At 68.1% G+C, this 24,395-nt stretch carries 22 protein-coding genes and 1 tRNA gene; 11 read left to right on the top strand and 12 right to left on the bottom strand.

The window, feature by feature from the left end:
- Nucleotides 1–16: 16 nt before the first annotated feature.
- Both ACT3S6_RS10310 and ACT3S6_RS10305 read left to right on the top strand, forming a co-directional pair.
- Nucleotides 17–1,360 carry an MFS transporter gene (locus ACT3S6_RS10310; RefSeq protein WP_444554864.1) on the top strand — a complete coding sequence of 448 codons (1,344 nt, stop codon included), beginning with the start codon at nt 17–19 and terminating at the stop codon, nt 1,358–1,360.
- Nucleotides 1,357–2,124: an SDR family oxidoreductase gene (locus tag ACT3S6_RS10305; RefSeq protein WP_444554863.1), complete on the top strand. Its 768-nt coding sequence runs from the start codon at nt 1,357–1,359 to the stop codon at nt 2,122–2,124. The genes ACT3S6_RS10310 and ACT3S6_RS10305 overlap by 4 nt, the downstream gene beginning before the upstream one ends.
- Before the next feature lie 6 nt (nt 2,125–2,130).
- Here ACT3S6_RS10305 and dcd read toward each other — a convergent pair whose 3' ends face one another.
- Nucleotides 2,131–2,712, bottom strand: coding sequence for a dCTP deaminase (gene dcd, locus ACT3S6_RS10300; RefSeq protein ID WP_444554862.1), 582 nt, complete (start codon nt 2,710–2,712; stop codon nt 2,131–2,133).
- Nucleotides 2,713–2,815: 103 nt separating this feature from the next.
- Here dcd and ACT3S6_RS10295 point away from each other — a divergent pair, with 103 nt between their 5' ends.
- Nucleotides 2,816–3,757: a M15 family metallopeptidase gene (locus tag ACT3S6_RS10295; RefSeq protein WP_444554861.1), complete on the top strand. Its 942-nt coding sequence runs from the start codon at nt 2,816–2,818 to the stop codon at nt 3,755–3,757.
- 24 nt (nt 3,758–3,781) lie between these two features.
- Here ACT3S6_RS10295 and ACT3S6_RS10290 read toward each other — a convergent pair whose 3' ends face one another.
- Complete coding sequence (locus ACT3S6_RS10290) at nt 3,782–5,488, bottom strand: fumarate hydratase (protein ID WP_444554860.1); 1,707 nt, start codon at nt 5,486–5,488, stop codon at nt 3,782–3,784.
- A gap of 132 nt (nt 5,489–5,620) precedes the next feature.
- Between ACT3S6_RS10290 and ACT3S6_RS10285 the strand changes: the two genes are divergently transcribed.
- The 7 genes from ACT3S6_RS10285 to ACT3S6_RS10255 all read left to right on the top strand — a co-directional run bounded on the left by ACT3S6_RS10285 (nt 5,621) and on the right by ACT3S6_RS10255 (nt 10,255).
- Complete coding sequence (locus tag ACT3S6_RS10285; protein ID WP_444554859.1) at nt 5,621–6,109, top strand: SseB family protein; 489 nt, start codon at nt 5,621–5,623, stop codon at nt 6,107–6,109.
- Nucleotides 6,110–6,218: 109 nt separating this feature from the next.
- A complete protein-coding gene (locus ACT3S6_RS10280; protein WP_444554858.1) occupies nt 6,219–6,701 on the top strand; it encodes a cation:proton antiporter regulatory subunit in 483 nt (160 codons plus the stop codon).
- Between the two features lie 9 nt (nt 6,702–6,710).
- Nucleotides 6,711–7,904: a cation:proton antiporter gene (locus ACT3S6_RS10275; RefSeq protein ID WP_444554857.1), complete on the top strand. Its 1,194-nt coding sequence runs from the start codon at nt 6,711–6,713 to the stop codon at nt 7,902–7,904.
- Nucleotides 7,905–7,998: 94 nt separating this feature from the next.
- Nucleotides 7,999–8,069 (top strand) — tRNA-Gly (locus tag ACT3S6_RS10270).
- A 57-nt stretch (nt 8,070–8,126) separates the two neighbouring features.
- On the top strand, nt 8,127–8,558 hold the full coding sequence (panD, locus tag ACT3S6_RS10265) for an aspartate 1-decarboxylase (protein ID WP_444554856.1): 432 nt from the start codon (nt 8,127–8,129) through the stop codon (nt 8,556–8,558).
- 4 nt (nt 8,559–8,562) lie between these two features.
- Nucleotides 8,563–9,492, top strand: coding sequence for an AEC family transporter (locus tag ACT3S6_RS10260; protein WP_444554855.1), 930 nt, complete (start codon nt 8,563–8,565; stop codon nt 9,490–9,492).
- A 67-nt stretch (nt 9,493–9,559) separates the two neighbouring features.
- Nucleotides 9,560–10,255 (top strand): hypothetical protein, encoded by a 696-nt coding sequence (locus tag ACT3S6_RS10255; protein WP_444554854.1) that lies wholly within the window; start codon nt 9,560–9,562, stop codon nt 10,253–10,255.
- 199 nt (nt 10,256–10,454) lie between these two features.
- Here the strand turns inward: ACT3S6_RS10255 and ACT3S6_RS10250 are convergent, their stop codons facing one another.
- From ACT3S6_RS10250 to ACT3S6_RS10220, 7 genes are all read right to left on the bottom strand, one after another.
- A complete protein-coding gene (locus tag ACT3S6_RS10250; RefSeq protein WP_444554853.1) occupies nt 10,455–11,684 on the bottom strand; it encodes an MFS transporter in 1,230 nt (409 codons plus the stop codon).
- The gene (locus ACT3S6_RS10245; protein ID WP_444554852.1) at nt 11,642–12,145 is read right to left on the bottom strand and encodes an MFS transporter; all 504 of its coding nucleotides are present in this window, start codon (nt 12,143–12,145) and stop codon (nt 11,642–11,644) included. The genes ACT3S6_RS10250 and ACT3S6_RS10245 overlap by 43 nt, the downstream gene beginning before the upstream one ends.
- A gap of 67 nt (nt 12,146–12,212) precedes the next feature.
- Nucleotides 12,213–12,713, bottom strand: coding sequence for a MarR family winged helix-turn-helix transcriptional regulator (locus tag ACT3S6_RS10240; RefSeq protein WP_444554851.1), 501 nt, complete (start codon nt 12,711–12,713; stop codon nt 12,213–12,215).
- Nucleotides 12,714–12,859: 146 nt separating this feature from the next.
- The gene (locus tag ACT3S6_RS10235) at nt 12,860–14,077 is read right to left on the bottom strand and encodes a cystathionine gamma-synthase (RefSeq protein ID WP_444554850.1); all 1,218 of its coding nucleotides are present in this window, start codon (nt 14,075–14,077) and stop codon (nt 12,860–12,862) included.
- Between the two features lies 1 nt (nt 14,078).
- Complete coding sequence (locus ACT3S6_RS10230; RefSeq protein WP_444554849.1) at nt 14,079–15,467, bottom strand: O-acetylhomoserine aminocarboxypropyltransferase/cysteine synthase family protein; 1,389 nt, start codon at nt 15,465–15,467, stop codon at nt 14,079–14,081.
- An 86-nt stretch (nt 15,468–15,553) separates the two neighbouring features.
- Nucleotides 15,554–17,944, bottom strand: coding sequence for a 5-methyltetrahydropteroyltriglutamate--homocysteine S-methyltransferase (gene metE, locus ACT3S6_RS10225; protein ID WP_444554848.1), 2,391 nt, complete (start codon nt 17,942–17,944; stop codon nt 15,554–15,556).
- Nucleotides 17,945–18,007: 63 nt separating this feature from the next.
- Nucleotides 18,008–18,943, bottom strand: coding sequence for a methylenetetrahydrofolate reductase (locus tag ACT3S6_RS10220; protein ID WP_444554847.1), 936 nt, complete (start codon nt 18,941–18,943; stop codon nt 18,008–18,010).
- Between the two features lie 491 nt (nt 18,944–19,434).
- Between ACT3S6_RS10220 and ACT3S6_RS10215 the strand changes: the two genes are divergently transcribed.
- On the top strand, nt 19,435–20,427 hold the full coding sequence (locus ACT3S6_RS10215; RefSeq protein WP_444554846.1) for a hypothetical protein: 993 nt from the start codon (nt 19,435–19,437) through the stop codon (nt 20,425–20,427).
- Nucleotides 20,428–20,433: 6 nt separating this feature from the next.
- On the opposite strand, the gene ACT3S6_RS10210 is transcribed toward ACT3S6_RS10215, so the two are convergent.
- The 3 genes from ACT3S6_RS10210 to ACT3S6_RS10200 form a co-directional block, all read right to left on the bottom strand.
- A complete protein-coding gene (locus tag ACT3S6_RS10210) occupies nt 20,434–21,720 on the bottom strand; it encodes an MFS transporter (RefSeq protein ID WP_444554894.1) in 1,287 nt (428 codons plus the stop codon).
- 5 nt (nt 21,721–21,725) lie between these two features.
- Nucleotides 21,726–22,166, bottom strand: a complete 441-nt coding sequence (locus ACT3S6_RS10205; protein ID WP_444554845.1) for a MarR family winged helix-turn-helix transcriptional regulator — start codon at nt 22,164–22,166, stop codon at nt 21,726–21,728.
- Between the two features lie 155 nt (nt 22,167–22,321).
- The gene (locus ACT3S6_RS10200) at nt 22,322–24,271 is read right to left on the bottom strand and encodes an NHL domain-containing thioredoxin family protein (protein WP_444554844.1); all 1,950 of its coding nucleotides are present in this window, start codon (nt 24,269–24,271) and stop codon (nt 22,322–22,324) included.
- Nucleotides 24,272–24,395 lie beyond the last annotated feature (124 nt).

The raw sequence follows: 24,395 nt of genomic DNA, 5'->3' as shown, positions 1-24,395 counted from the left end.
GCGTTACGCTTCAGGAATGAGCCCGAACGCCACGCCCAAGGCGCTGCCCGAGCGCGGAGCACGAACGATCTCGAAACAAGTCATTGCCTGGGCCTCCTGGGACTGGGGCGCCTCGGCGATCAACGCGGTGATGACGACCTTCGTGTTCACCGTCTACCTGACCAGTTCCGCGTTCGGGGATACCGATTCCAACACCTCCGCGCTGTCGCTGGCGCTGACCGTCGCCGGTTTCACGATCGCCCTGTTGGCCCCGGTGACCGGCCAGCGGTCGGATGCGGGCGGCCGCCGCCGCTTCTGGCTGGGCGTGAACACGGCCCTGGTGGCCCTGGCCACCGCCGCCGCCTTCTTCGTCTTCCCCGATCCGCGCTTCCTGGTGCTGGGGGTCGGTCTCATCGCCGCAGCCAGCGTCTTTTCCGAATTCGCCGGCGTCAACTACAACGCCATGCTCCCGCAGATCTCCACCCCGAAGACCATCGGCAAGATCTCGGGCTTCGGATGGGGCATGGGCTACGTCGGTGGCATCCTGGCCTTGTCCCTGGTCTTGTTCCTCTTCGTCCAGCCCGTGGTCGACTGGCCGGGTTCCAACACCGACAACGCCTTGAACATCCGGCTGGTCGCGGTCTTCTCCGCCCTCTGGTTCTTCGGTTTCGGGCTGCCGGTGCTCTTCGCCGTCCCCGAGGTCTCCCGGCGGCAGAAGATGGCCAAGGTCAGCATCCTGGAGTCCTACAGACAGCTGGGCCGCAACGTCGCCTCGCTCTGGCGCACCGAGCGGAACACGGTCTTCTTCCTCATCGCTTCGGCCGTGTTCCGCGATGGGCTGGCCGCCGTCTTCGCCTTCGGCGGGGTGATCGCCGCCGGAACCTTCGGCTTCGAACTCTCCGAAGTGATCGTCTTTGCCATCGTCGGGAACCTCGTGGCTGCCGCGGGCGCCCTGGTCGGTGGGGTGCTGGATGACAAGATCGGCCCCAAGGCGGTCATCATCGGCTCCCTCGTGGGCCTGCTCGTCGCCGCTGGGGGGGTGTTCCTTTCCCCCGACGCCACCGGCTTCTGGATCTTCGGCCTGATGCTGACCCTGTTCGTCGGGCCCGCACAGGCCTCGTCCCGCGCGTTTCTGGCCCGGCTGGCCGCCGAAGGCCGCGAAGGCGAGCTCTTCGGCCTGTATGCCACGACCGGCCGCGCGGTCTCCTTCCTGGCCCCGGGCTTCTTCACCCTGGCCATCGTCCTGGCCACGAGCCACGTGGCTGAAGGCGGCGCCCAGCGCTACGGCATCCTCGGGATCATGCTGGTCCTGCTGTTCGGATTGCTCCTGCTGCTGCCGGTGCGCAAACCCACCCCCTCAACCGATCAGGAGAACGCATGACCATCCCCCCGAACACCCCGGAATCAACCGTCCGTGTCGCCGTCGTCACCGGTGCCGGCTCGGGGATCGGCCGGGCCGTGGCCCATGAGCTACTGGATCACGGCTGGTACGTCGCGCTGGCAGGACGACGGTCCGGGGCCCTGGAACAGACGGCACGGGCCAACGACCGGGCCCTGGTCGTCCCCACGGACATCACCGACCCCCAGCAGGTCGAGGCCCTGTTCTCGACGGTGACCGGAACCTGGAACCGGGTGGACGTCCTGTTCAACAACGCCGGCGCCTTCGGCCCCCGCGCCTCGGTCGACGAGATCCCGCTTTCGGATTGGAACGACGTGGTGGCCGTGAATCTGACCGGCAGCGTGCTCTGCGCCGCAGCGGCCGTCAGGGCGATGAAGTCCCAGGATCCGCAGGGCGGCAGGATCATCAACAACGGGTCGATCTCCGCCCACGCACCGCGACCGCAATCGGTGGCCTACACGACGACGAAACATGCCATCACCGGGCTGACGAAGTCCATCGCCCTCGATGGGCGCACCTCACGGGTCACCGCCTCACAAATCGACATCGGCAACACCGCCACCGAATTGACGGCGGGATTCACCACCGGGACCCTCCAGGCCGACGGCAGCACGAAGAACGAGCCGGTCTTCGACGTCCATCATGCGGCCCGGGCGGTGAGGCAGCTGGCCGAACTCCCCTTGGAGGTCACCGTCGACTCATTGGTCATCACGGCCACCGGCATGCCGTTCACCGGTCGCGGCTGAGCCGGTTCAGGCCTGCAGGTCGGTGCGGTGGAAGTTCAGGTGGCTCCGCGACGCCGTCGGACCGCGTTGGCCCTGGTAGCGGTTCCCGTAGGGTCCGGAACCATAGGGGTGCTCCGTCGGCGAGGTGAGCTTGAAGAAGCAAAGCTGGCCGATCTTCGATCCCGGCCACAGTTTGATCGGCAGGGTCGCCATGTTCGACAGTTCCAATGTCACATGCCCCGAGAAGCCTGGATCGATGAAGCCCGCGGTGGAGTGCGTGAGCAGTCCCAGCCGGCCCAGCGATGACTTCCCTTCGAGCCGGGCCGCGACGTCGTCGGGCAGCGTGACCCGTTCGTAGGTCGAGCCGAGCACGAATTCCCCCGGGTGGAGGACGAACGCCTCGGTGGGGTCGACTTCCACCAGGCGGGTCAGCTCCGGTTGGTCCTGCGAGGGGTCGATATGGGCGTATTTGTGGTTGTCGAAAAGCCTGAAATAGCGGTCCAGGCGGACGTCGACGCTGGCGGGCTGGATCATCCCGGGCTCATACGGGTCCAACCCGATGCGCCCGCTGTCCAGTTCGGTCCGGATGTCGCGGTCAGATATCAGCACGGTTCCCAAAATAGCCTATGCCGGGCCCCCGGCGTTATCCTGTAGCTCGGTGGGTCGAACGGCCCTGCGAGGTCCGCAGGCTGCTCCACGCACCACACACACCATGATGACTACACCCGACACGCTCCGCCGTCTTCCCGCAGTGGCGACCAGCATCGCGCTCGCGGCTGCCTTCCTGCTGCCTGCCGCCACGGCCCAGGCCTCCCCCGTCGGTGACCTGCAAAGCACCCAGGCCACGCCCTCCAGCGCGGCCACCGCAGAGGCGACGCCCGGGAAGAATTCGAAGTCCTCCACCTCCGATCACCAGTACGCCGCCTACAGCACCGACCCCGCCTCCCCGTTGGTGCTGGTCAACAAGGATCATCCGTTGCAGCCGCGCGACTACGCGCCCAAGGATCTGGTCTCGGTCTCCGGAAACGGCACCGAGATGGTTCCCCGCGCCGCCAAGGCCATGAAGAAGCTCATCGCCGGCGGCGCCCGGGATGGGCAACGACTCACGGTCATCAGCGCCTACCGCTCCTATGACCACCAGCTCGCCCTCTTCCAGCGGTACACGAGGAAGTACGGCAAGGACTATGCCGCACGCATCTCGGCCAAGCCGGGAACCAGCGAACATCAGCTCGGGCTTTCCGCCGACGTCGGAGCCGCCAGTGGCCAATGCGCCCTGAAGGCCTGCCTGGCCGATCTGCCCTCCGGCAAATGGATCGCCGCCCATGCCGCCGACTACGGTTTCATCGTCAGGTACCCCCAGGACGAGCACGAAACCACCGGCTACAACTTCGAGCCGTGGCATCTGCGCTATGTCGGCACCAAGGCGGCACAACGGATGGACCAGCAGGACATGGCCACCTTCGAAGAGTATTCCGATCATTTGGTGGCCGACCGGAAGAAGCAGAAGTCCAAGACCGCGAAGAAGGAAGCCGCGGCAGAACGGCAGGCCGCCCGGGAAAAGGCGGCCCGCGACGCCGAATGGGAGCGTCAGGAGCGCCGCGCCGAGGAAACCCGCTGGTGGCCCGACTGGGCCCGCAGCGCCTTCACCGAGTAGCCTTCCGGCCCCGGTCCGGGGCGCCTAGCCCGCCCGGACCGGGATCGCGGTGAAGGTCGGGGTCAGGGTCTCGGCGAAGAAGTCATTGCCCTGGTCGTCGACCACGATGAAGGCCGGGAAGTCCTCCACCTCGATGCGCCAGATGGCTTCCATCCCCAGCTCCTCGTACTCGAGGACCTCGACCCGGCGAATGCAATCCTGCGCCAACCGGGCCGCGGGGCCGCCGATCGAGCCCAGATAGAAGCCGCCATGCTTCTGGCAGGCATCGGTGACCTGCCGGGACCGGTTGCCCTTGGCCAGCATGACCATCGAACCGCCGGCCGCCTGGAACCGGTCGACATAGGAATCCATCCTCCCCGCCGTGGTCGGGCCGAAGGACCCGGAGGCCATGCCCTCGGGGGTCTTCGCCGGGCCGGCGTAGTAGACGGGGTGGTCCTTCAGGTACTGCGGCATCTCCTCCCCGGCATCCAGTCGTTCGCGGATCTTCGCGTGGGCGATGTCGCGGGCCACCACCAGCGGACCGGTCAACGACAGGCGGGTCTTCACCGGGTGTCTGGATAGTTCGGCGAGGATCTCCGGCATCGGACGGTTCAGGTCGATCCTGACCACCGAGGAGCCACCGGTCCCGCTGACACCGTCGGTGTCGCCGTCGTGCGCGGCGACCGCCGGGTGATCCGTTTCGGGCATGAAGCGGGCCGGGTCGGTTTCAAGCTGTTCGACGAAGACGCCTTCGGCAGTGATCTTCGCCAACATCTGGCGGTCGGCCGAGCAGGAGACGGCGATCGCCACGGGAAGCGAGGCACCATGGCGGGGCAACCTGACGATGCGGACGTCGTGGCAGAAGTATTTGCCCCCGAACTGGGCTCCGATACCGAAGTGGCGGGTCAGCTCCAGGACCTTCTCCTCCAGGTCGATGTCGCGGAATCCCCTTCCGGTCATCGCCCCGGTGGTCGGCAGGTGGTCCAGGTATTTGGCCGAACCGTATTTGGCGGTCTTCAACGCGAATTCGGCGCTGGTTCCCCCGATGACGATCGAGAGGTGGTACGGCGGGCACGCAGCGGTGCCCAGCGAGCGCAGCTTCTCGTCGAGGAAGGCCAGCATGGCATTCTCGTTCAGGATCGCCTTGGTCTCCTGGTAGAGGAAGGACTTGTTCGCTGATCCCCCGCCCTTGGCCATGAACAGGAACTTGTACTGTTCCTCGTGGCCGGGCTCGGTGTCGGCATAGAGCTCGATCTGGGCCGGCAGGTTGTTCCCGGTGGAGGTTTCCTGCCAGGTCGTCAGCGGGGCGAGCTGCGAATAACGCAGGTTCAACTGGGTGTAGGCATCGTAGATGCCCTGCGAAAGGGCCTTCTCGTCCGGGCCTTCGCTGAGCACCTGCTGGCCCCGCTTGCCCATCACGATCGCCGTGCCGGTGTCCTGGCACATCGGCAGGACCCCGCCGGCGGCGATGTTCGCGTTCTTCAGCAGGTCAAGCGCCACGAACTGATCGTTCGCGCTGGCTTCCTCGTCGTCGAGGATGTTGCGCAACTGCTGCAGATGGGCAGGACGCAGGTAATGGGAGATGTCATGCAGGGCGGTGCGGGCCAGATGCGCCAGGGCCTCGGGGGCGACCTGGAGGAAGCTCCGTCCCCCGGGGCCCTCGAGGCGGCGGACCCCCTCGGTTCCGATGAGGCGGTAGGGGGTGTCGTCCTGGCCGATCGGCAGCAGTTCCTCGTACTGGAACTCGGTCATGGGGCATCCTTGGCATCCGGTGGGTTGGTTGCCGCCCAGTCTAATTCGGCCCGCGTCCGAACCCCGAACCGCCAGCTACTTGATCCGGGGCACGGCTTGCACATCCTCTACGGGCGTGATCGGCTGGAAGGCATGAGCGACGAGCCAACGCAGAACCCATCCGAAAATCCGGACCCCGACGAACCGCAAACGCACCTGGAGACCGTGCTACAGCAGGGCCAGGCCGATGAGGCCATGGCCGGTCAGGTCATTGCGACCTTCCTGTCCGAGGAAGTCTTCTTCCTCAGCCGCGAGGAAGTAACCGAGGAGACCGACAACGTCCAGCCGCTGCTGCTGCAGAACAAGGACGGCGAGCCCGTAATCGCTCTGTTCACGCAGGTGAACCGGATCCCCGAGGCCTACACCACCGAGGCCCCCTACGCCGTGCGCGTGGTCGGCGCAGCGGTCGTCGACAACCTCAACGGTGCCGGTGTGGTCCTGAACCCGGGCCACCAGCTCGGTTTCGAGATCCCTGCCGAAGGCGTCGACGCCATCCGCCGCGATTTCGCCCCCGATGGTTCCCCGGCACCGCAGGAGCCCACCGAGGGCACCGCCGACGGCGAAGCAACCCCGGAGGCCTGAGCCCCGACACCACCATCACCCAAGGGCCGTCGCCGGAACACCGGCGGCGGCCCTCTGTGTTCGGTGCCCCGGGGCTGCCAGGGACTGCCCCGGGGTCTACGCTGGTGTCATGAATCTGGAAGAAACGCCCCTTCCGGGCATCGGCACGCGCCGCGACGTCATGTTGGCCACGGGACGACGCGTCGGCGTCGTGATCAAACGCGAGGGCGGCATGGAGCTGATCATCTCCGAAAAGCAGGACCCCGATGCCTGCCAGGCGGCCATCCCGCTGACCTCGGAGGAAGCCGCGGCGATCGGCGGCCTGCTCGGTGCCCCGCAACTGGTCTCCGATCTTTCCGCGGAGCATCGCGAACTACCGGGGGTGAACACCCAGCAGTTCGTCATCAGCCAGGACAGCCCCTACGCCGACCACACACTGGGTGACACCCATCTGCGCACCCGCACCCACGCCTCCATCGTCGCTATTTCCCGTAGTGGCCAGGTATTCGCCTCCCCCTCGCCATCATTCGAACTCGAAGCCGGTGATGTCGTCATCGTGGTCGGCACGGCCGAGGGCCTCGACAAGGCCGCCCACCTGCTGAATCACGGATAGGGCCTGCCCGTGGACCCCACCACCATCGTCCTGATCGAACTCGGCGCCGTCTTCCTCGGCCTCGGGCTTCTCGGACGTCTGGCGGCCCGGGTCGGCATGTCACCGGTCCCGCTGTACCTGCTGGGCGGGTTGATCTTCGGCCATGGCGGCCTGGTCCCGCTGTCGGGGATCGAATCGTTCGGGGACGTCGCCAGCGAAATCGGCGTGGTCCTGCTGTTGCTGATGCTGGGGCTGGAATACACCGCCAAGGAGCTGGTCACCGGTCTGCGCCGGTCCTGGTTGGCAGGTCTGGTCGACCTGGTCCTGAACTTCGTCCCCGGTGCCGCCCTGGCCCTCATCCTGGGATGGGGGGTCATCGGCGGTCTGGTCCTCGGCGGGGTCACCTACATCTCCTCCTCGGGGATCGTGGCCAAGGTCCTGACTGATCTGGGGCGGTTGGGCAACCGCGAGACCCCGGTAGTGCTGTCCATCCTGGTGCTCGAGGACCTCGTGATGGCCGTCTACCTGCCCATCCTCACCGCGGCCTTGGCCGGGGTGAGTTTCTGGGGTGGGTTCCGGGCCGTGGGCGTCGCCCTGCTGGCCGTGACCCTGGTGCTGCTGCTGGCCCTGCGGTATGGACCCCAGATTTCCCGGCTCGTCCACTCCCCCGATCAGGAGAACTTCCTGCTCAAACTCATCGGCGCCGCGCTGCTCGTGGCGGGCCTCGCCGCGGCCTTGCAGGTCTCGGCGGCCGTGGGCGCCTTCCTGCTGGGCATTGCGATCTCCGGTTCCACGGCACATTCCGCAGCCAAGGTCCTGGCCCCCCTCAGGGATCTGTTCGCCGCCATGTTCTTCGTCCTGTTCGGCATCAACACGGACCCGGCGACGATCCCCCCGGTCCTGGTCCTGGCCCTGGCTTTGGCCCTGGTGACCTCGGTGACCAAGGTCCTCACCGGGGTCTGGGCCGCCCGTCGGGCCGGGATCGGCGTACCGGGCCGGATCCGCGCCGGCACGGCACTGATCGCCCGGGGCGAGTTCTCGATCGTGATCGCCGGACTGGCCGTCGCCGGTGGAGGTGCCTCCCCGGAACTGGCCGCCCTGGCCACCGCCTATGTCATGTTGTTGGCCGTTCTGGGCCCGATTGCCACCAAGCTGGCCGAACCGGTGGCGCGGGCCCTGACGGGCCGCCCGGGCCGGTCCCCCCAACGGGCGGGGCATGATTAGCACGCTGGGTGGGTGGAGTTCCAATATGCATGTGAACGCCCATTGGGCTATGCTGAGATGCACCCGCGGGTACGAACGGACCGGCGGGTGTTTTGCGGGCGTAGCTCAATGGTAGAGCGCCAGCTTCCCAAGCTGGACACGCGGGTTCGATTCCCGTCGCCCGCTCTCTTCATGCCAGGGCCGGGAGTCCAACCACCGCACGGCGCGTAGACTAGGAGTGCCATGAAACGCACAATGTTCAAGTCGAAGATCCACCGCGCCACTGTGACCCATGCCGATCTGCACTATGTCGGTTCGGTGACCGTCGACCTCGATCTCCTCGAAGCCTCCGACATCCTTCCCGGGGAACTGGTCAGCATCGTCGATGTCACCAACGGCGCCCGGCTCGAGACCTACACCATCGCCGGGGACCGCGGAAGCGGGGTCCTGGGGATCAACGGTGCCGCCGCACATCTGGTGCATCCGGGCGATACGGTCATCCTCATCAGCTTCGCCGAGATGGAGAATGCCGAAGCACGCAGCTATGTGCCGCGCATCGTCCATGTCGACGCCAACAACACGATGATCGCCCTGGGGAGCGACCCCTCCGAGTCGCTGTCCACCAATGCCGTGCGCCCACCGCACGCCATCGCCGGCTCCGCCGCGGACTCCTAGGACCGTGCTCGGGGTCCTCTCGGGATTCTCGATCGTCTGGGCCGTCATCATCGTCGGCTACCTCGTCGGACGCACGGGGGTCCTCGGACCCGAGGCCCGCTATGTCCTGAATCGACTGACGTTCTTCGTCGCCAGCCCGGCCCTGCTCTTCGTCACCGTCGCCGACGCCGATCCCCGCGCCGTCCTGGGGCCCAGCCTGGCCGTGGCGGCCATCAGCGCCACGGGTGTTGCCCTGCTTTATTTCGGTGTCACCGGCTGGTGGTTGCCCCGCGGGCGCCCCGAACGACTGGTCGGGGCCATGAGTGCCTCGACGGTGAACTCGGCGAACCTCGGGCTGCCGATCGCCGCCTATGTCCTGGGCAGCACGGCGCATGCGGCCCCGGTGATCCTCTTCCAGCTGGCCCTCTGGAGTCCCGTCTTCCTGTCCCTGCTGGATTCAAGCACCTCGGGCCGACGTACCACCCCGACCGCCCTGGTGCTCAGCACCCTGCGCAACCCGATGATCGTCGCCTCGTTGGCGGGACTGTTGTTCGCCGTCTTCGACTGGACGCTCCCGCAGCCGATCGCCGACCCCGTCGAGCTCATCGCCGGTGCATCCATTCCGGCGATGCTCCTGGCCTTCGGCATTTCCCTCGTGGGTTCCAAACCCCTGGAAAAAGCCACCCACCGACGCTCCGACGTCCTGATCGGCACCGGGTTGAAGCTGATCGCCCACCCGGTGCTGGCCTGGCTCGCCGGGGCCCTCCTGTTCCGGCTGCACGGGGCGGAACTGTTTGCCGTGGTCATCATGGCTGCATTGCCCTCGGCCCAGAACGTCTTCGTCACGGCTTCCCGGTATGAGCAGGGCCTGGTGGTCGCCAAGGACACCGTCCTGCTGACCACGATCGCCGCCGTCCCGGCGATGATGCTCGTTCCCTTGCTGCTGAACTCCTGAATCAGCCGGTAGGGGAAAGAGGGTGCGGCGGCTTCGGAAGGCCACCGGCACCCGGGATAATTGATGCGTGGCTAGGAAGCGTCTTGAAATCAGTTGGATCGGATCGGTCGGCTCCGCCTTGGGCGCCGTCACCTCCGCGGTGGTGTTGTCCACCTTGGGTGTGGGCGGAACCATCATCGGGGCCGCGCTGGGTAGCTTGGTGATCACCGTCGGCGGGTCGATCTACTCGCAATCCCTGCAGCGGACCAAGGACCACGTGGGCGAAAGGGTCAACGTCGGGCGCCCCAAGCCCCGGCCGTCCAACGGCGCGCAGCCACCACATGCGACAGCGCGGGACGCCGGCCCTGTTGGAACGAGCGTCGATGAGGTCGACAAACCATCGAAGGACGCCGGGCGCGGAATCCTGCAACGGTTGCCGTGGAAGCACATCATCGGCGTCACCGTCGCCCTGTTCGCCATCACCATGGCCCTGATCCTCGTCTTCGAGCTCTCTGCCGGGCGCAAGGTGTCCTCGTTCACCGGCGGTACCAGCGGAACCGGCGGCACCTCGATCCCGGGGATCAGCGGGACCACCCACCAGAGCGATGACTCCGGAACCATCAACCAGGACCCGGACGCCCCGGCAGGAGACGACGCGCCCGACCAGGAACAGCAGCAGGAACCGAACCAGGAGCCCGCACCGCAAAACCAGGAACCCGCCGCCCCCGACGCGCCGCAGGAACCCGCCCCGGCCCCGGCACCGGATCAGCCTGTGGAGCCGTAGGCCACCAGCTGCCAGCGGAATCTGGACGGGACGTCCAGTACCGGAAAGCCAGCAAACTCCGACGGGGCTCACAGTGCGGTCAAAGGACCGTTTCCTAGTATTGAAAGTGCCTCATCAAGGTGCGAGTGATGCATAAGGTCCCAGCCGTTCCCCCTCGGCTGGGACCTTTTTGCGTGTCACGGCGCCGCGAACCTGGCCCCTAGGGTGCCGGCGGCCGGTGCAGGTCCTGATCGTTAGCCCGGTGGCGCCCCTTGGCCGGTAGCTCGGCTGGGGCGGCAACGTCCTGCGCCTCGGACCGTCCGGGCTCCTCAACAGAGGGGGATTCCTGAGCCGGTTCCGCCCCTCCCACCTCGGTACGTAGTGCCTGTTTATGAATGAACACCACCAGGACAAGCCCGGCCAGCATGACCGGAACGCCGTAGAGGAACAGAGGCGGCAGTGCCTCGGCGAACCCCTGGGCGATGAGTTCCTGGACCGGGGCCGGGAGCTGGGCCAAGAGTTTCGGTGTTAGTGAGCTGACGGAGTCCGCGCTGAAGCCCCCCTTTCCGGCGCTTGCCGGAAGCGATGAGAAGGCATCGGTCAACCGGGAGACGAAGAGCGCCCCGAACACCGAGATGCCCAGCGAGGCCCCGATCTGACGGAAGTAGGACGCCGAACTGGTGGCTACTCCCACGATCCGGTGGGGGACGCTGTTCTGTACGACGACGACGAGGTTCTGCATCGAACACCCCACCCCGAGCCCGACGACGAACATGGCCAGGGCGGTGTACCAATACGGGACGCCCACCCCGATCTGCGCCAGCATGAACAACCCCGTGGCACCAATGGCGGGCCCGACCAGCAGCCACACCTTATAGCGCCCGGTGGAGGAGACCAGCCGCCCGGTGGTGATCGTGGCCAGGAGCATGCCGGTGGTCATCGGGATCAGCATGAGGCCGGATTCGGTGGCGTTGACCCCCTCGACCATCTGCAGGTAGGTCGGCAGATAGGCGATGGTGGCAAACATAGAGATGCCGATGGTCACCCCGGCCAGGGCCGGGAGGATGAAGTTGCGTTCGGTGAACAGGGTCAACGGGATGATCGGCTCGGCGGCCCGACGTTCGGCCAGCACGAACACCACCGCCGACACGACTGCCACGGCGCCCAGGACCAGCACCTGGACGCTGCCCCAGGCGTAGGTGGTTCCACCCCAGCTGGTGATGAAGACGGCCGCCGCGCTGAACACGGCCAGAGTCAGGGTGCCCAGGACGTCGATCCGTGGTGCTGCCCCGGAGGGCCGGGGCAGGTGCAGGGCGAAGATCACGGTCCCCAGCGCCGCCAGGCCCAGCGGGATGTTGATGTAGAAGATCCACCGCCAGCCCATGTTGTCGGTGAAGAAGCCGCCGATCAGCGGCCCCGCGACGGAGGCCAGACCGAATACGGCGCCCATGAAGCCCATGTATTTTCCGCGGTCACGGGGGGGGAGACGAGGTCGGCGATGATGGCCTGCGCTCCGATCATCAGGCCACCGCCGCCAATGCCTTGGATGGCGCGGAAGATGATCAGCTGGATCATGTTCGTCGCGGTCCCCGACAGGATCGAGCCGGCCAGGAAGACGACGATGGCGAACACGAAGACCGATTTGCGCCCGTAGAGGTCACCGGCTTTGCCGTAGATCGGTAGGCCTATTGTTGCCGCCAGCATGTAGGCGGTGATCACCCAGGAAATGTGCTCGAGCCCGTTGAGGTCGCCGACGATGCTGGGCAGGGCCGTCGCAACGATCGTCTGGTCCAGTGCTGCCAGGAGCATGGCCAGCAGCAAGCCGGTGAAGGCCCAGACGAACTCGCGTTTGGTGCGGACCGGTTGCCGGTCGTCACGAGCTGGGGATTCTTGTGCCGTGTCGTGTGCCATGTGGGTTCCTGCGGTTCTGGAGGGGAGGTACGGGTGGTGTTGCCGGCCTCCCGGACAGTGAAAGCGTCTAGCAGGAGGGAGACGGTGTCGAAGCAGCCGGGGCGCCCGGCCAGCCGTCGGCACTGAGCAGGACCTTGAGCAACAGTCGTCGAAGTTCGACGCGCTCGTCCTCGGCCAGTCCCGAGAGGAGGTTCAGCTCCGCCTCCGTGGAAGCCGCGGCAACGTCGCGAGCGATCTCAGTTCCGGCACTGGTAATGGCGACGATGATGCGTCGTCGATCCGTGGGGTCGGGGCGTCGTTCAATGAGACCGCTGCGTTGGAGGGATTCCACGTAGGTGCTCACATGGGATCGGTCGGTGTTCAGCCGGGTCGCCAACTCGTGGGGAGCCAACGGGCCGAGATCCACCAACGCCATCAATACCGCGTAGTGAGGGAAGCCCAAACCGCGGTCTTTGAGCGTGGCGACCATGCCTGCTTTACCCAGTCGGGCCAAGTTTCCGGCCAGATAGGTCGTCCGGGACATGAGCGATGGCGGTGGAAGACCGACCTGCTCTTCAACTTGAGGCATGGGACCATAATAGCGCGATGCCACTACCGACGAACAGGGTTCTGGACTGCTGGATTCAAGCCTCGCGGTTCGTCAGGCCCCGGGTCCCGACCTACCGGAACCAGCCGTGGCCGTCCCCGTTACCGAGCTCATCAGCCACGCCCGGGCTACCGGGCGCCCACCGGCACGCGTAACGAGGCGACGGTGGCCAGCGCCTGGTCCAGGTCCCCCCGCAGGTCACGGACGTCCTCCACCCCGACCGAGAGCCGCACCAGATCCGTGGGGGCGGCCAGCTCGGTGCCGCGCACCGAGGCGTGGGTCATTTCCGAGCTGTAGCAAACCAGGGATTCGACTCCGCCGAGGCTGACCGAGAGGCCGAAGAGACGCGTGGAAACGGCGAATTTCCGGGCGGCGGCCTCCCCTCCGGCCAATCGGATCGAGACGATGCCGCCGAAGCCGTCCATCTGCCGAGCGGCCAACTCGTGCCCGGGATCTTCGGGGAGTCCCGGATAGTGCACGGCGGCGATCTCCGGCTGAACCCGGAGCCATTCGGCGAGCGCGAGCGCATTGGCCCCGTGCCGGTCCATGCGCAATCCCAGGGTCTTCAGCCCGCGGGCGGCCAGATAGCAATCCTGCGGCCCGGCGACGGCCCCGGCGGCGAACTGCTGGAAGCCCACCAGTTCGGCCACCGGCTGCCCGCGGTGGAGGGCGTCGGAGACGACGACGGCTCCCCCGAGCACATCGGAGTGGCCGCCGATGTACTTCGTGGTCGAATGCACCACGACGTCGGCCCCCAGGTCCAGGGGGCGCTGCAAATAAGGCGAGGCAAAGGTGTTGTCCACGACCAGCAGCGCCCCGGCGTCGTGCGCTATCCGCGCCCATCCGGCGATATCGGCGACGGCCAGCAACGGGTTCGACGGCGTTTCCAGCCACAGCACCACGGTGCCGGAGGGGCGCACCGCTGCCCGGACCGCCGCCAGATCGGTGATGTCCACCGCGGTGTTCTCCACGCCCCAGCGGCCCAGGACCTGGGTGATGAGCCGGTGGGTTCCGCCGTACCCGTCGGCACCCAGGATCACGTGGTCTCCCGGGGAGAGGACGGCACGCAGCAGGGCATCCTCGGCGGCGATGCCCGAGGCGAAGGCGTAGGCCGAGGCGCCGTGTTCCAGGGCGGCGAGCTGGGTTTCGAAGCCGTTGCGGGTGGGGTTGGAACCACGTGAATACTCGTGTCCCCCGCGCAGGACGTTGATGCCGTCCTGGATGAACGTGCTGGTCTGGTAGATCGGTGGGATGACGGCCCCGGTCAGCGGGTCCGGTTCCTGCCCGGCATGGATGGCCGTGGTGTTGAAGCTCCGCGGCTGGTCGGTGGCACCATGGATGGTCATTTCAGGCCCTGCTTCCTGCGGTGGAGGGGGCGGAACGGCCCCGGTGGTCGGTGGGGACGGCTTCGCCGACGACGGCGTCCAGGCACCGACACAGATCGGCGATGAGGTCCTCGGGGTCCTCCAAACCAATGGACAGCCGGATGGTGGTCGCCCCGATGCCGGCCGCCGTGCGCTGGGCCGCACTGAGCCGGCAATGGGTCATGGCCGCCGGATGGGCCACCAACGACCGGGTGTCACCCAGGTTGGCGACCAGCTTGAACAGCGACAGGGCGTCGATGAAGGGCCCCACCGTCTCGGCGGTGGCCGCCAGGTCGAAGGAGAACACGGACACCTGCCGCCGCCGGTCGGGTCCCCCGGCGTCGTCCAGGCCGGGGTGGTGGACGCGGGCGACGGCGGGATGGGTGTCCAGGAACCGGGCCACCCGCAATGCGTTGGCCCCGTGCCGTTCCAGACGCAAGCCCAGGGTCTCCAGGCCGCGGCTGATCTCTGCGGCTGCCGGCGCGGACAGGCTGGGACCGAGGTCGTGCAGGTATTTGCTGCGGGCCAGGGCCAGATAGGCGGCCCGGCCGTGGCGTTCACTGAGAACCTGTCCCCCGTATCTGGCCTTCGGGGTGGCCAGTTGCGGCCATTTGCCCGGGTCGGCGGCGAAGTCAAAGCGTCCGGCCTCGACGATGACCCCGGCCAGCGCGGTGCCGTGGCCGCCCATGAACTTGGTGGCCGAATGCACCACGATGTCGGCCCCGTGGTCGATCGGCCGGTACAGGGCAGGGGTGGCCAGGGTGTTGTCCACGACCACCGGGACGCCTGCTGCGTGGGCGATCGTCGCGATCGTGGCGACGTCGGGCAGCGTGGACAACGGGTTGGTGATCGATTCGACCAGGACGGCCCGGGTGTCGGGCGTGATGGCCCGTTCCCAGGCGCCGGGATCGTCCTGGTCCACGAAGTCGACGCGGTAACCGAAGTCGGCGAAGGAGTCGGTCAGCAGGTCCACGGTTCCGCCGTAAAGCTGGGAGGAGGCCACGACATGGTGCCCTCCGGGCAGCCGGGCCCCGTCCTCATCGCGTCCCCCACCAAGCAGGGCGAGCAGAGCGATGGCGACCGCCGATTGTCCGGTGGCCGTCGCGATCGCCCCGATCCCGCCCTCCAGCGTGGCCACCCGTTCCTCGAAGTCGGCCACGGTGGGGTTTCCGGTCCGCGAGTATGTGAAGCCGGGGGTCCGCAACGCGAACATCTCCACGGCGGTGGCATGGTCGGGGAATTCGAAGGCCGCCGAATGCACGATGGGTGGGGCCACGGCAAAGTGCGGGGCGGCGGGGGTGTAGCCGGAGTGGATGGCCGCGGTGGCCGGGCCGATGGGTGCTGCGGGACGTTCCGGGGTGCTGGTGCTCATGGCGGGGCTCCTGGTCCAGAGGCTGGGTGGTGGAAGGTGGTCTCCGGTGCCGTGCCGGCCGGAACCGGCACGGCACCGGAAGGGGATCAGGCTCCGGCGACGACGGCCGGTTCCCCGGCGGTGAGCCCGCTGCGGGCGGATCTCGCCGCGGCCACCAGATGGCGCAGCGACTCCTCGGTTTCGGCGTAGCCGCGGGTCTTCAGCCCGCAGTCGGGGTTGATCCACAGCCGGGAGGCGTCCAGCCCCTGCAAGGCGGTGTCGATGAGCCCGGCGATCTCCTCCTCGGTCGGCACCCGCGGGGAGTGGATGTCGTAGACCCCGGGCCCGATGCCGCGGCGGTAGCCGAAGCCGGCCAGGTCGGCGACGACCTCCAGGCGGGAGCGGGCCGCCTCGAGGCTGGTGACATCGGCGTCGAGACCGTCGATGGCGCTGATGACCTCACCGAATTCCGAATAGCACAGGTGGGTGTGGATCTGGGTGGCATCCCCGACCCCGGAGGTGGCCAGCCGGAAGGCGGAGACGGCCCAGTCGAGGTAGGCGTCCTGGTCGGTGGCCCGCAGCGGCAGCAGTTCACGCAGGGCCGGCTCATCGACCTGGATGATGGCCGTTCCTGCCTCCTCGAGTTCGGCGATCTCCCCGCGCAGGGCCAGGGCCACCTGGTTCGCCGTTTCGGCCAGCGGCTGGTCGTCGCGGACGAAGGACCAGGCCAGGATCGTCACCGGTCCGGTGAGCATCCCCTTGACCGGGCGGGCCGTCAGCGACTGGGCGTAGCGGGTCCATTCCACGGTGATGGCCTCGGGCCGGATCACGTCCCCCCACAGGATGGAGGGCCGGGTGCAGCGGGACCCGTAGGACTGGACCCACCCGTGCTCGGTGGCGGCGAAACCATCCAGGTTCTCGGCGAAGTACTGGACCATGTCGTTGCGTTCGGCCTCGCCGTGCACCAGCACGTCGAGGCCGATGTCCTCCTGCAGTTCGATCACCCGAGCGATTTCACGGCGCAGGAACTGCTGGTAGTCGGCCTCGGACAGGGTTCCCTTCCGCGCCGCGGCGCGGGCGGTGCGGACCTCGGTGGTCTGCGGGAAGGAACCGATGGTGGTGGTCGGCAGCAACGGCAGCGACAGGCGTTCGCGCTGGTCTCCGGCCCGGGCTGCGGCGTCGCCGCGTTCGAAGTCCGCCGGGGCCAGCGCGGCGGTACGCGCCCTCACAGCCTCGAGGTGGACGCCGGCGCCGTGTTCACGGGCGGCCCGCGCCGCGGTGGCGGCGTCGAGCTGCGTCCGGATGGCCCCGGAGCCTTCGGCCAGGCCGCGGGCCAGGGTCAACACCTCGGTGGCCTTCTCGTCGGCGAAGGCCAGCCAGTCGGCCAGGTCAGCGGACAGGGAGGTTTCCACGTCGAGGCGGTGCGGGACGTGGAACAGCGAGGTGGTGGTGGCCACCGAGGGGGCCGTGGTGGTCTCCGCCAGGTTCTCCAGCGTGCCCAGCGAGGCGTCGAGGTCGTTGCGCCAGATGTTCCGTCCGTCGACGATCCCGGCGACGAAGCGGGTCCCGAAGGCCCCGATGCGCAGCAGCGTCTCCGCCTGGGGCAGGGCCCCGCGCCGCAGATCCGCGTGGACGGCGTCGACCCCGAGTTCGGCCAGCACCGCCAGGGTCTCCCCCGGGGTGTCCCGCGACCCGGCGGTCCCGTAGCCGGTGGTGACCAGCACGGCAGGACGGTGTCCGCCGTGGTAGGAGGTTCCGCCGTCGTCGGCGGCCAGCAACGAACGGTAGGCGCGTTCGACGGTTCCCGTATGGGCGGCCCCGCGGTCGGTGACCAGACCGGGTTCGTCGAGCTGGATCCATTCGGCTCCGGCATCGGCCAGGGCGGCGAGGATCCCGCGGTAGGCGGCGACGACGTCGTCCAAGCGGTCGAGCGGGTCGAAGCCTTCCGGTGCCCCGTCCTCGGCCTTGGCCAGCAGCAGGTAGGTGACCGGTCCGACCAGGACCGGGCGCAGCGTCCTGCCGGCCCGCCGGTGCCCGGCGATCAGGCTGGTCAGTGCGTGGGCCAACGGGGCGAAGGGGGTCTCCGGGCCGATTTCGGGCACGAGGTAGTGGTAGTTGGTGTCGAACCATTTGGTCATTTCCAGCGGCTGGCGCTCGGCATCACCGCGGGCGAGGGTGAAGTAGCCCTCCGTGTCGATCGATCCGTCGGGACCTGCCAGGTCCGCGAAGCGGGCCGGCAGGGCGCCCAGGGCGACCGTGGCGTCCAGGACCTGGTCGTAGAGGGAGAAGTCGGCCGGGATGGAGGAGTCGGTGGCGGAGAGGCCCAGTTCGGTCAGCCGGGAGATGGTGCCCTCCTGCAGCGCCTGGCTGGCGGCCTGCAGTCCGGCCGCGTCGAGCCGTCCGGCCCAGTGGGCGTCCAGTGCCTTCTTCAGTTCGCGGTTCGGTCCGATGCGCGGGTAGCCGAGGATGGTTGCTGCGGGGAAGTTCGCGGTGCTCATGGTGGTGCTCCTGTCGGTGGTGGTCATTGGGTGGGTGGTTCGGTGGGGCGGTGGTGACGCGGCTCAGGCGGGTACTGCCGTGAGCCGGCCGTACTGCGGGGCGGGATCGCCGAACCGGCCGGTGAGGCCGAGGCGGTCGACCACGTCCAGCGGGCCGCGGTGGTCGTTGAAGGTGTACAGATGCAGACCGGGGGCCCCGTCGGCCAGGGCGCTGCGCCCGAGCTCCACCGCGGTTTCGACTCCGATCCGGCGGCGTTCCTGCCCGTCGCGGGCGGCTTCCAGCCGGTGGGCCAGCACCGGGTCCGGGGCGATTCCGGCCAGTTCGCTGAGTCGGGTCAACCGCCGGACGGAGTCGAAGGCGATCAGCCCGGGCACGATGGGGATGCCCACCCCCGCCTCGCGGGCGCACTGCAGGAGGTGGGCGTAGTCCCCGGGACGGAAATACACCTGGCTGATGGCGAAGTCGGCGCCGGACCGTTCCTTGGCCAACAGCACTTCGACGTCGTGTTCGAAGGACGGTGATTCGGGATGGCGTTGCGGGTAGGCGGCGACGCCCACGGAGAGCCGTCCGCCGCAGAGGGCGGCGGAGTGGCTGCCCTCCACGTCGCGGATGAGTTCGATGAGGTCCCCGGCGAAGGGCAGGTCCCCCCGCGAGGTGCTTCGGTCCTCCGGCAGGTCCCCGCGCAGGGCCAGGACCCCGCGGACCCCCAGGCCGATGAGGCGTTCGACCAGGGACGTCAACGAGGCCCGGCTCTCCCCGACGCAGGTCAGGTGGGCCAGCGGGCGCAACCGGGTGTTGGCGGCCAGATGCCCGACCAGTTCCAGGGTGGCTTCGCGGCGCTGTGGTGCCCCGCTGTAGGTGACGGCGACGTAGTCGGGTCGGGCGGCCGCCAGTTCCCCGATGGTCTTCACGACCTTCGGGACCGCCGCGTTGTCCAGCGGCGGGTAGAGCTCGAAGGACAGGGCCGGTGGGGCCGTGCCGTTGCTGTCATGGGGCATGTGGTTCCTCGCAGTGTCGGTGCGAGGGAGCGCACCGGCCTGCGCCGGATCGAACGATCCCCCGGGGCCACGGGCGGCCGTGGTTCCGAGGGGTCCGCGGATGCGTCTCCATCGCTTCTGGCGGGAGCACCGGTCGCCTGGTCCCCGGTCCTTCCGGGGGGCGGTGGTTGCTGCGGCGTCATCGATCCAGATCTCTCGGCCGCTCTTGATGGGTTGGTCCAACCATCTAACGCAGCCCCGCAGCGCCACGGCAAGCGGCGTCGACCCGGCCGCGTCATGATCGGGAACATGACCCGATGTTGCGCGGATCCGGGCTCGTATGCCGTCATCCGGGGCCCTGGATGCGTCATATGACGGCTCCATGACGGGAGGCCTCGGCAGGCGGTGGCGGGCGGGCCCACAGCGCCCTATACTCTCGCGCGTCGCCGGTTCCTGCCTCGCCGTCGTCGGGGGTCCACCGCGGCGCCGGCATTCCCGGTAACGTGGAGCAGGTGAAAAACGCTTCCCCGCCCATCCGTGTCCTGGCCGCCTGGCTGGCCGCACTGATGGTCCTTGCCGTGGCCGCGGTCATCACCATCACCCTGGTGAACCAGAAGGTCTTCAGCCCCGAACAACAGGTGGGCCAGTACTTCTCCCTGCTCCAGGAGGGCGAGGGCGAGCAGGCGATGGGGCTGCTCGATCCGGAAACCCCGCAGGGCAACTCCGTGCTGCTCGACGGCGAGGCACTGCAGGCCTCCGTGGAACCGATCCAGGATTTCCAGGTCGAAGACGCCCGGGAGGTCACCGATGGCGCGGTGGAAGTCGCCACCAACTACACGGTGGACGGGCAGAAGCACCAGACCATGTTCCATCTGAAGCGCAGCGGCCGGGACTGGCTGTTCTTCGACCGCTGGCATTTCGCCGCGACCGACATGCCGCAGCTCTCGGTATCGGCCGATACCACCAACCAGGTGCGCGTCAACGGCGAGGATGCCCCGCTGACCAAGGGCACCGCCAAGCTTCCGGTCTTCCTGCCGGCCGTGGTCGACGCCAGCTACCGCGAGAAGTACTTCCAGGGGGCCAAGCGCCGGGTCGTCGTCGATTCCCCCTCCGCGGCGGGGACCGATGGGTTGGAACTGACGACGAAGCCGACCAAGGAACTGGTCCAGGAAATCGACGACCAGTTGCATGAATATCTCGATGATTGTGCCGCCCAGCAGGTCCTCAAGCCCGCAGGATGCCCGCTGAGCTACAACACCGAATCCCGGGTGGCCGGCGATTCGATCCATTGGAAGATCACCGATTACCCCGAGGTCAAGGTCGGCCCGTACGACGGCGGATGGGTCCTGCGCTCGCTGAAGGTCGGCACCTCGTTGAATCTGGTGGAGCAGAACCTGATGACCGGCGCCAAGAGCGGGAACACCGTCAGGCACGACTTCGGGTTCACCGCCAAGCTGGAGGTCTCCGGGGACTCGGTGACCGTCACCCCCGTCGTCGGGGACTGAACCGGACTACGCCGTCGGTTTCCCACTGCTGGTGGGGACCCCTCCCCCGCGGGTGTCCTGGGGGTCCTGGGGGTCCTCGACGGTGGCGAAGACCGGTTTGTTCAGCTTGCCCTTGCGCACATGCTGCAGCGCCCAGAGCCCTGCGGCCAGGGCGATGAGCCCTCCGGCCGCGATCGACCAGCGGGCTCCGAATTCGGTGCCGAGCCAGCCCACCAGCGGGGCACCGATCGGGGTTCCGCCCTGGATGACCATCACGTAGATGGCCAGCACCCGGCCGCGGAACCGCGGTTCGACGGAAAGCTGGATCGAGGTGTTGCAGCTGTTCAGGAACGTCAGGGAGGCCAGCCCGACCGGGACCAGGGCGATGGCATACAGCCAGAACGTCGGCATGACCGAAGCGGCCGTGGTGAAGACGCCGAAAAGGATCGCCCCACCGATCAGGTAGCGCAGCCGGAACCGTCCCCGGCGGGCCGCCAGGAGGGCCCCACCCAGGGTGCCGACGGCCATGACCGAACCCAGCAAACCGTATTCGCCCGGGCCCACCCCGTAGACCCCGGTGGCCATCATCGCGTTGGTGATCTGGAAGTTCAGTCCGAAGGTGCCGATCAGGCCGGCCAGGACCAGGATCATCACCAGATCGGGGCGGCTGCGCACATAGTGCAGCCCCTCGCGGATCTGTCGCTTCCCGCGGACCGCCGGTTTGGGGGTGTGGAGCAGTTCGGGCTTCATCTTCCAGATCGAGAACAGCACGGCGGCGAAGCTGGCGGCATTGATCAAAAAGGCCGGGGCGGTGCCCACCGCGGCGATCACCAGTCCGGCGACCCCGGGGCCCGCCAGCCGGGCCAGGTTGAAGGAGGCGCTGTTCAACGCCACCGCGTTGGGGACGTCGTCGGGGCCGACGATCTCCGAGACGAAGGCCTGCCGGGCAGGAGAGTCGAAGGCGCTGGCGAGGCCGAGCACGAAGGCCAGGGTGTAGACATGCCATAGTTCGGCGGTTTCGGTGAGTACGAGCAGCCCCATGACCAGGGCGCAGAGGCCCATGACGCTCTGCGTGACCAGCAGCAGCTTGCGTTTGTTGTACCGGTCGGCGACCAGTCCCGCATAGGGGCCCAGGAAGAGGATCGGGACGAACTGCAGACCGGTGGTGATGCCGGCGGCCGTCCCCGAGTTGTCGGTGAGGATGGTGAGCACCAGCCAGTCCTGGGCCACGCGCTGCATCCAGGTGCCGATGTTGGACACCAGGGCACCGGAGACCCACAGCCGGTAGTTCGGCGATCCCAGGGCCTTGAACATCTTGCTCACCAGGCGTTCATCTCCTTGAGGAGTTCGGCGGCGCGCCCCAGGACGGCCCGGTCGGCGGGGCCCAGCTCGGCGACGTGCCGTGAGAGCCAGGCGGTGCGCTGGCCCCGGACGTCCTCCACGATGGCCCGGCCTGCGTCGGTGATGGCGATGAGGACCTGCCGGCCGTCCTCGGGGCTGGTCCTGCGTTCGACGTAGCCTTGTTCTTCGAGCGCCTTGGCGATCCGGGTCATCGAGGGCGCCTGGACGCGCTCTCGCTCGGCCAGCTGGCCCAGGGTGCGCGGTTCCTTCCCGAGGCAGATCAGGACCGAATACTGTCCTGCGGTGACCGCCCCCGCCCCGACGTCGACCCGGAGCCGACGCGATACACGCATGATCGCCACCCGCAGGTGGACGGCGAGGTCGTCATCGACGACCGGTTCGGGGGCATTCGGGGACACTGGACTCCTGGTCACGATTCCGGGGCGGACGGGCGGCATCCACCACGGGGAATTAGTTGCTTAGCACTGCTAACCATACTCCGCTGGTTTCCCGTGCGCCATGGTTCCCGTCACGAACCCGGGAGCGCTCCGTCATGGAGCGCCCCCGCAATGACTCAGTCCAGTCCGCGCAGATCCAACGTCAACCCGTCATCGCCGTCCCGACGCAACACGACCGGGATGCCCCAGTCCTGCTGGTACAGGTGGCAGGCGGCATGATCGGGGATCGCTCCCCCGGCTTCGCCGTCGCAGGCCGCGGCGCGGGCCGTGATGTGCAGGACGCCCTCGGGGACCTCGGGGTTCAGCTCCAACTGCCGGTGCAGCCCGGTGGAGGTCCCCCCGCCGGAGAGGAGCAGTTCCTCGGGTGAAGAGGAGATCTTCAGCTGGGTGGGATCCCCCCACCGGTCGTCGAGCTTCTGCCCCGTCGGAGCGGAGAAGCGCACGCTGATCCGGTGCCCGCCCGGGGCGACCGGAGTCTGCGGGCGCTGGGTCTGCGAGGCTCCTTCGTCGACGCTGAGCGCCTCATGGGGCAGCGGCAGCCGGACCAGCCGGTGCTGGTTCGTCTCGACCACCAGCAGGACGGGGTCCCCGTCGAGCGAGGTGTCCAGCAGGACGTCCGAGGGCTCGGCGAGGTCACGGGCCAGGGTGGTGACCGACGACGTGCCCGGATCGTAGCGGCGGACCGCCCCGTTGTAGGTATCGGCCACCGCCACCGAACCATCCGGCAGCACGGCCACCCCCAAGGGGTGCTGCAGGCGTGCCTCGGCGGCCTGGCCGTCACGGAACCCGAAGTCGAAGAGCCCGGTCCCGATGGCCGTCTCGACCGTGTCGACGGATCCTGACTGGCCCACGCGCAGCACGCGCAGGGCCGAGGTCTCGGAGTCCGCCACCCAGATCTCCCCTGCGGGCCCTTCGGCCAGTCCGGAGCTCTGGGCGAACCAGGACCTGCCGGGGGCCCCGTCCTCCAGGCCTTCGAGCCCGGTGCCGGCGAAGACGTCCAGGGCCCCGGTCACCGGGTCGAAGGCGAATATCTGGTGGGTTCCGGCCATCGCGACGATGACGCAGGAGGCCTTCGCGGACCAGAGCACGTCCCAGGGCGAGGACAGCGAGGTGTTCAGCGGGTCGTCCCCGAGATCGCTGATCCAGGCATCCGGGTCGTTCGCCGCCTCACCGGCGGCGAGTGCCTGTTCGGCGTCGAGCAGGCGTTGGATGCCGTTGCCGGCGACCGTGGTGACGTTGCCCGTGGCCAGGTCCACCCCGCGCAGCCGGTGGTTGACCGTGTCGGCGACGACCAGGTCGTAGCCGGTCCGACCGGCGACCTCGGCGGGCAGCAGGGCCAGGCCCTGCGGTTCGTTGAAGGAAGCCGCCTGCGCCGTACCGTCGGCGTGACCGCGTTCCCCGGAACCGATGGTGCGCAGCACCGTCTTCAGATCCGAGTCCAGTTGCACGATCCGGTGGTGTCCGGTGTCCCCGACCAGGAACGTGCCATCGGGCAGGGTCAGGACCTTGCCCGGGAAGCGCAGGTCCCCTTCCCGCGGGGCGGGGGCGACGTACGGGCCGTCTCCGCGGTTCAGTGTTCCCTGGGCCTCGTGTTCGGCCACGAGCTCCTCGATGAGCGATTCCAGGCCCGGGGCATGGCCCTCCCCGGAGAGGTGGGCGGCCACGTAGCCCTCGGGGTCCAACACCACCAGGGTCGGCCAGGCCCGGGCCGAGTAGGCCTGCCAGGTCTCCAGTTCCGGGTCGTCCAGCACCGGGTGGGCGATTTCGTAGCGTTCCACGGCGGAGGCGAGTGCGACGGGGTCGGCTTCGTGTTCGAACTTCGGGGAGTGGACGCCGACGATGACCAGCAGGTCCCGGTACTTCTCCTCCAACGGGCGCAGTTCGTCGATCACATGCAGGCAATTGATGCAGCAGAAGGTCCAGAAATCGAGGATGACGATCTTGCCGCGGAGTTCCTTCAGCCCCAGTTCCTTGCCGCCGGTATTCAACCAGTTGCGGCCCACGAGCTCGGAGCCGCGCACCCGGTAGGCGGCACGGACTGAATCGGTGGTGGAATCTGCACTCATGTAACGGCTCCCGTTGGTAGTTGGCTGGCATGGGGTCCCAACCCCAGTATGGCTTCAGTTGTTCCCGGCAGCGGGATCGATGACGCCCCACGGCACCGAAACCCGCCGGCGCGCAGGCCGCGTG

Origin of the sequence: Arthrobacter sp. AOP36-C1-22, assembly GCF_052377515.1 — a bacterium.
Lineage (GTDB): Bacteria > Actinomycetota > Actinomycetes > Actinomycetales > Micrococcaceae > Arthrobacter_H.
Note: the sequence above shows the minus strand (reverse complement) of the source record. Positions and strands in the feature narration are given on the sequence as shown.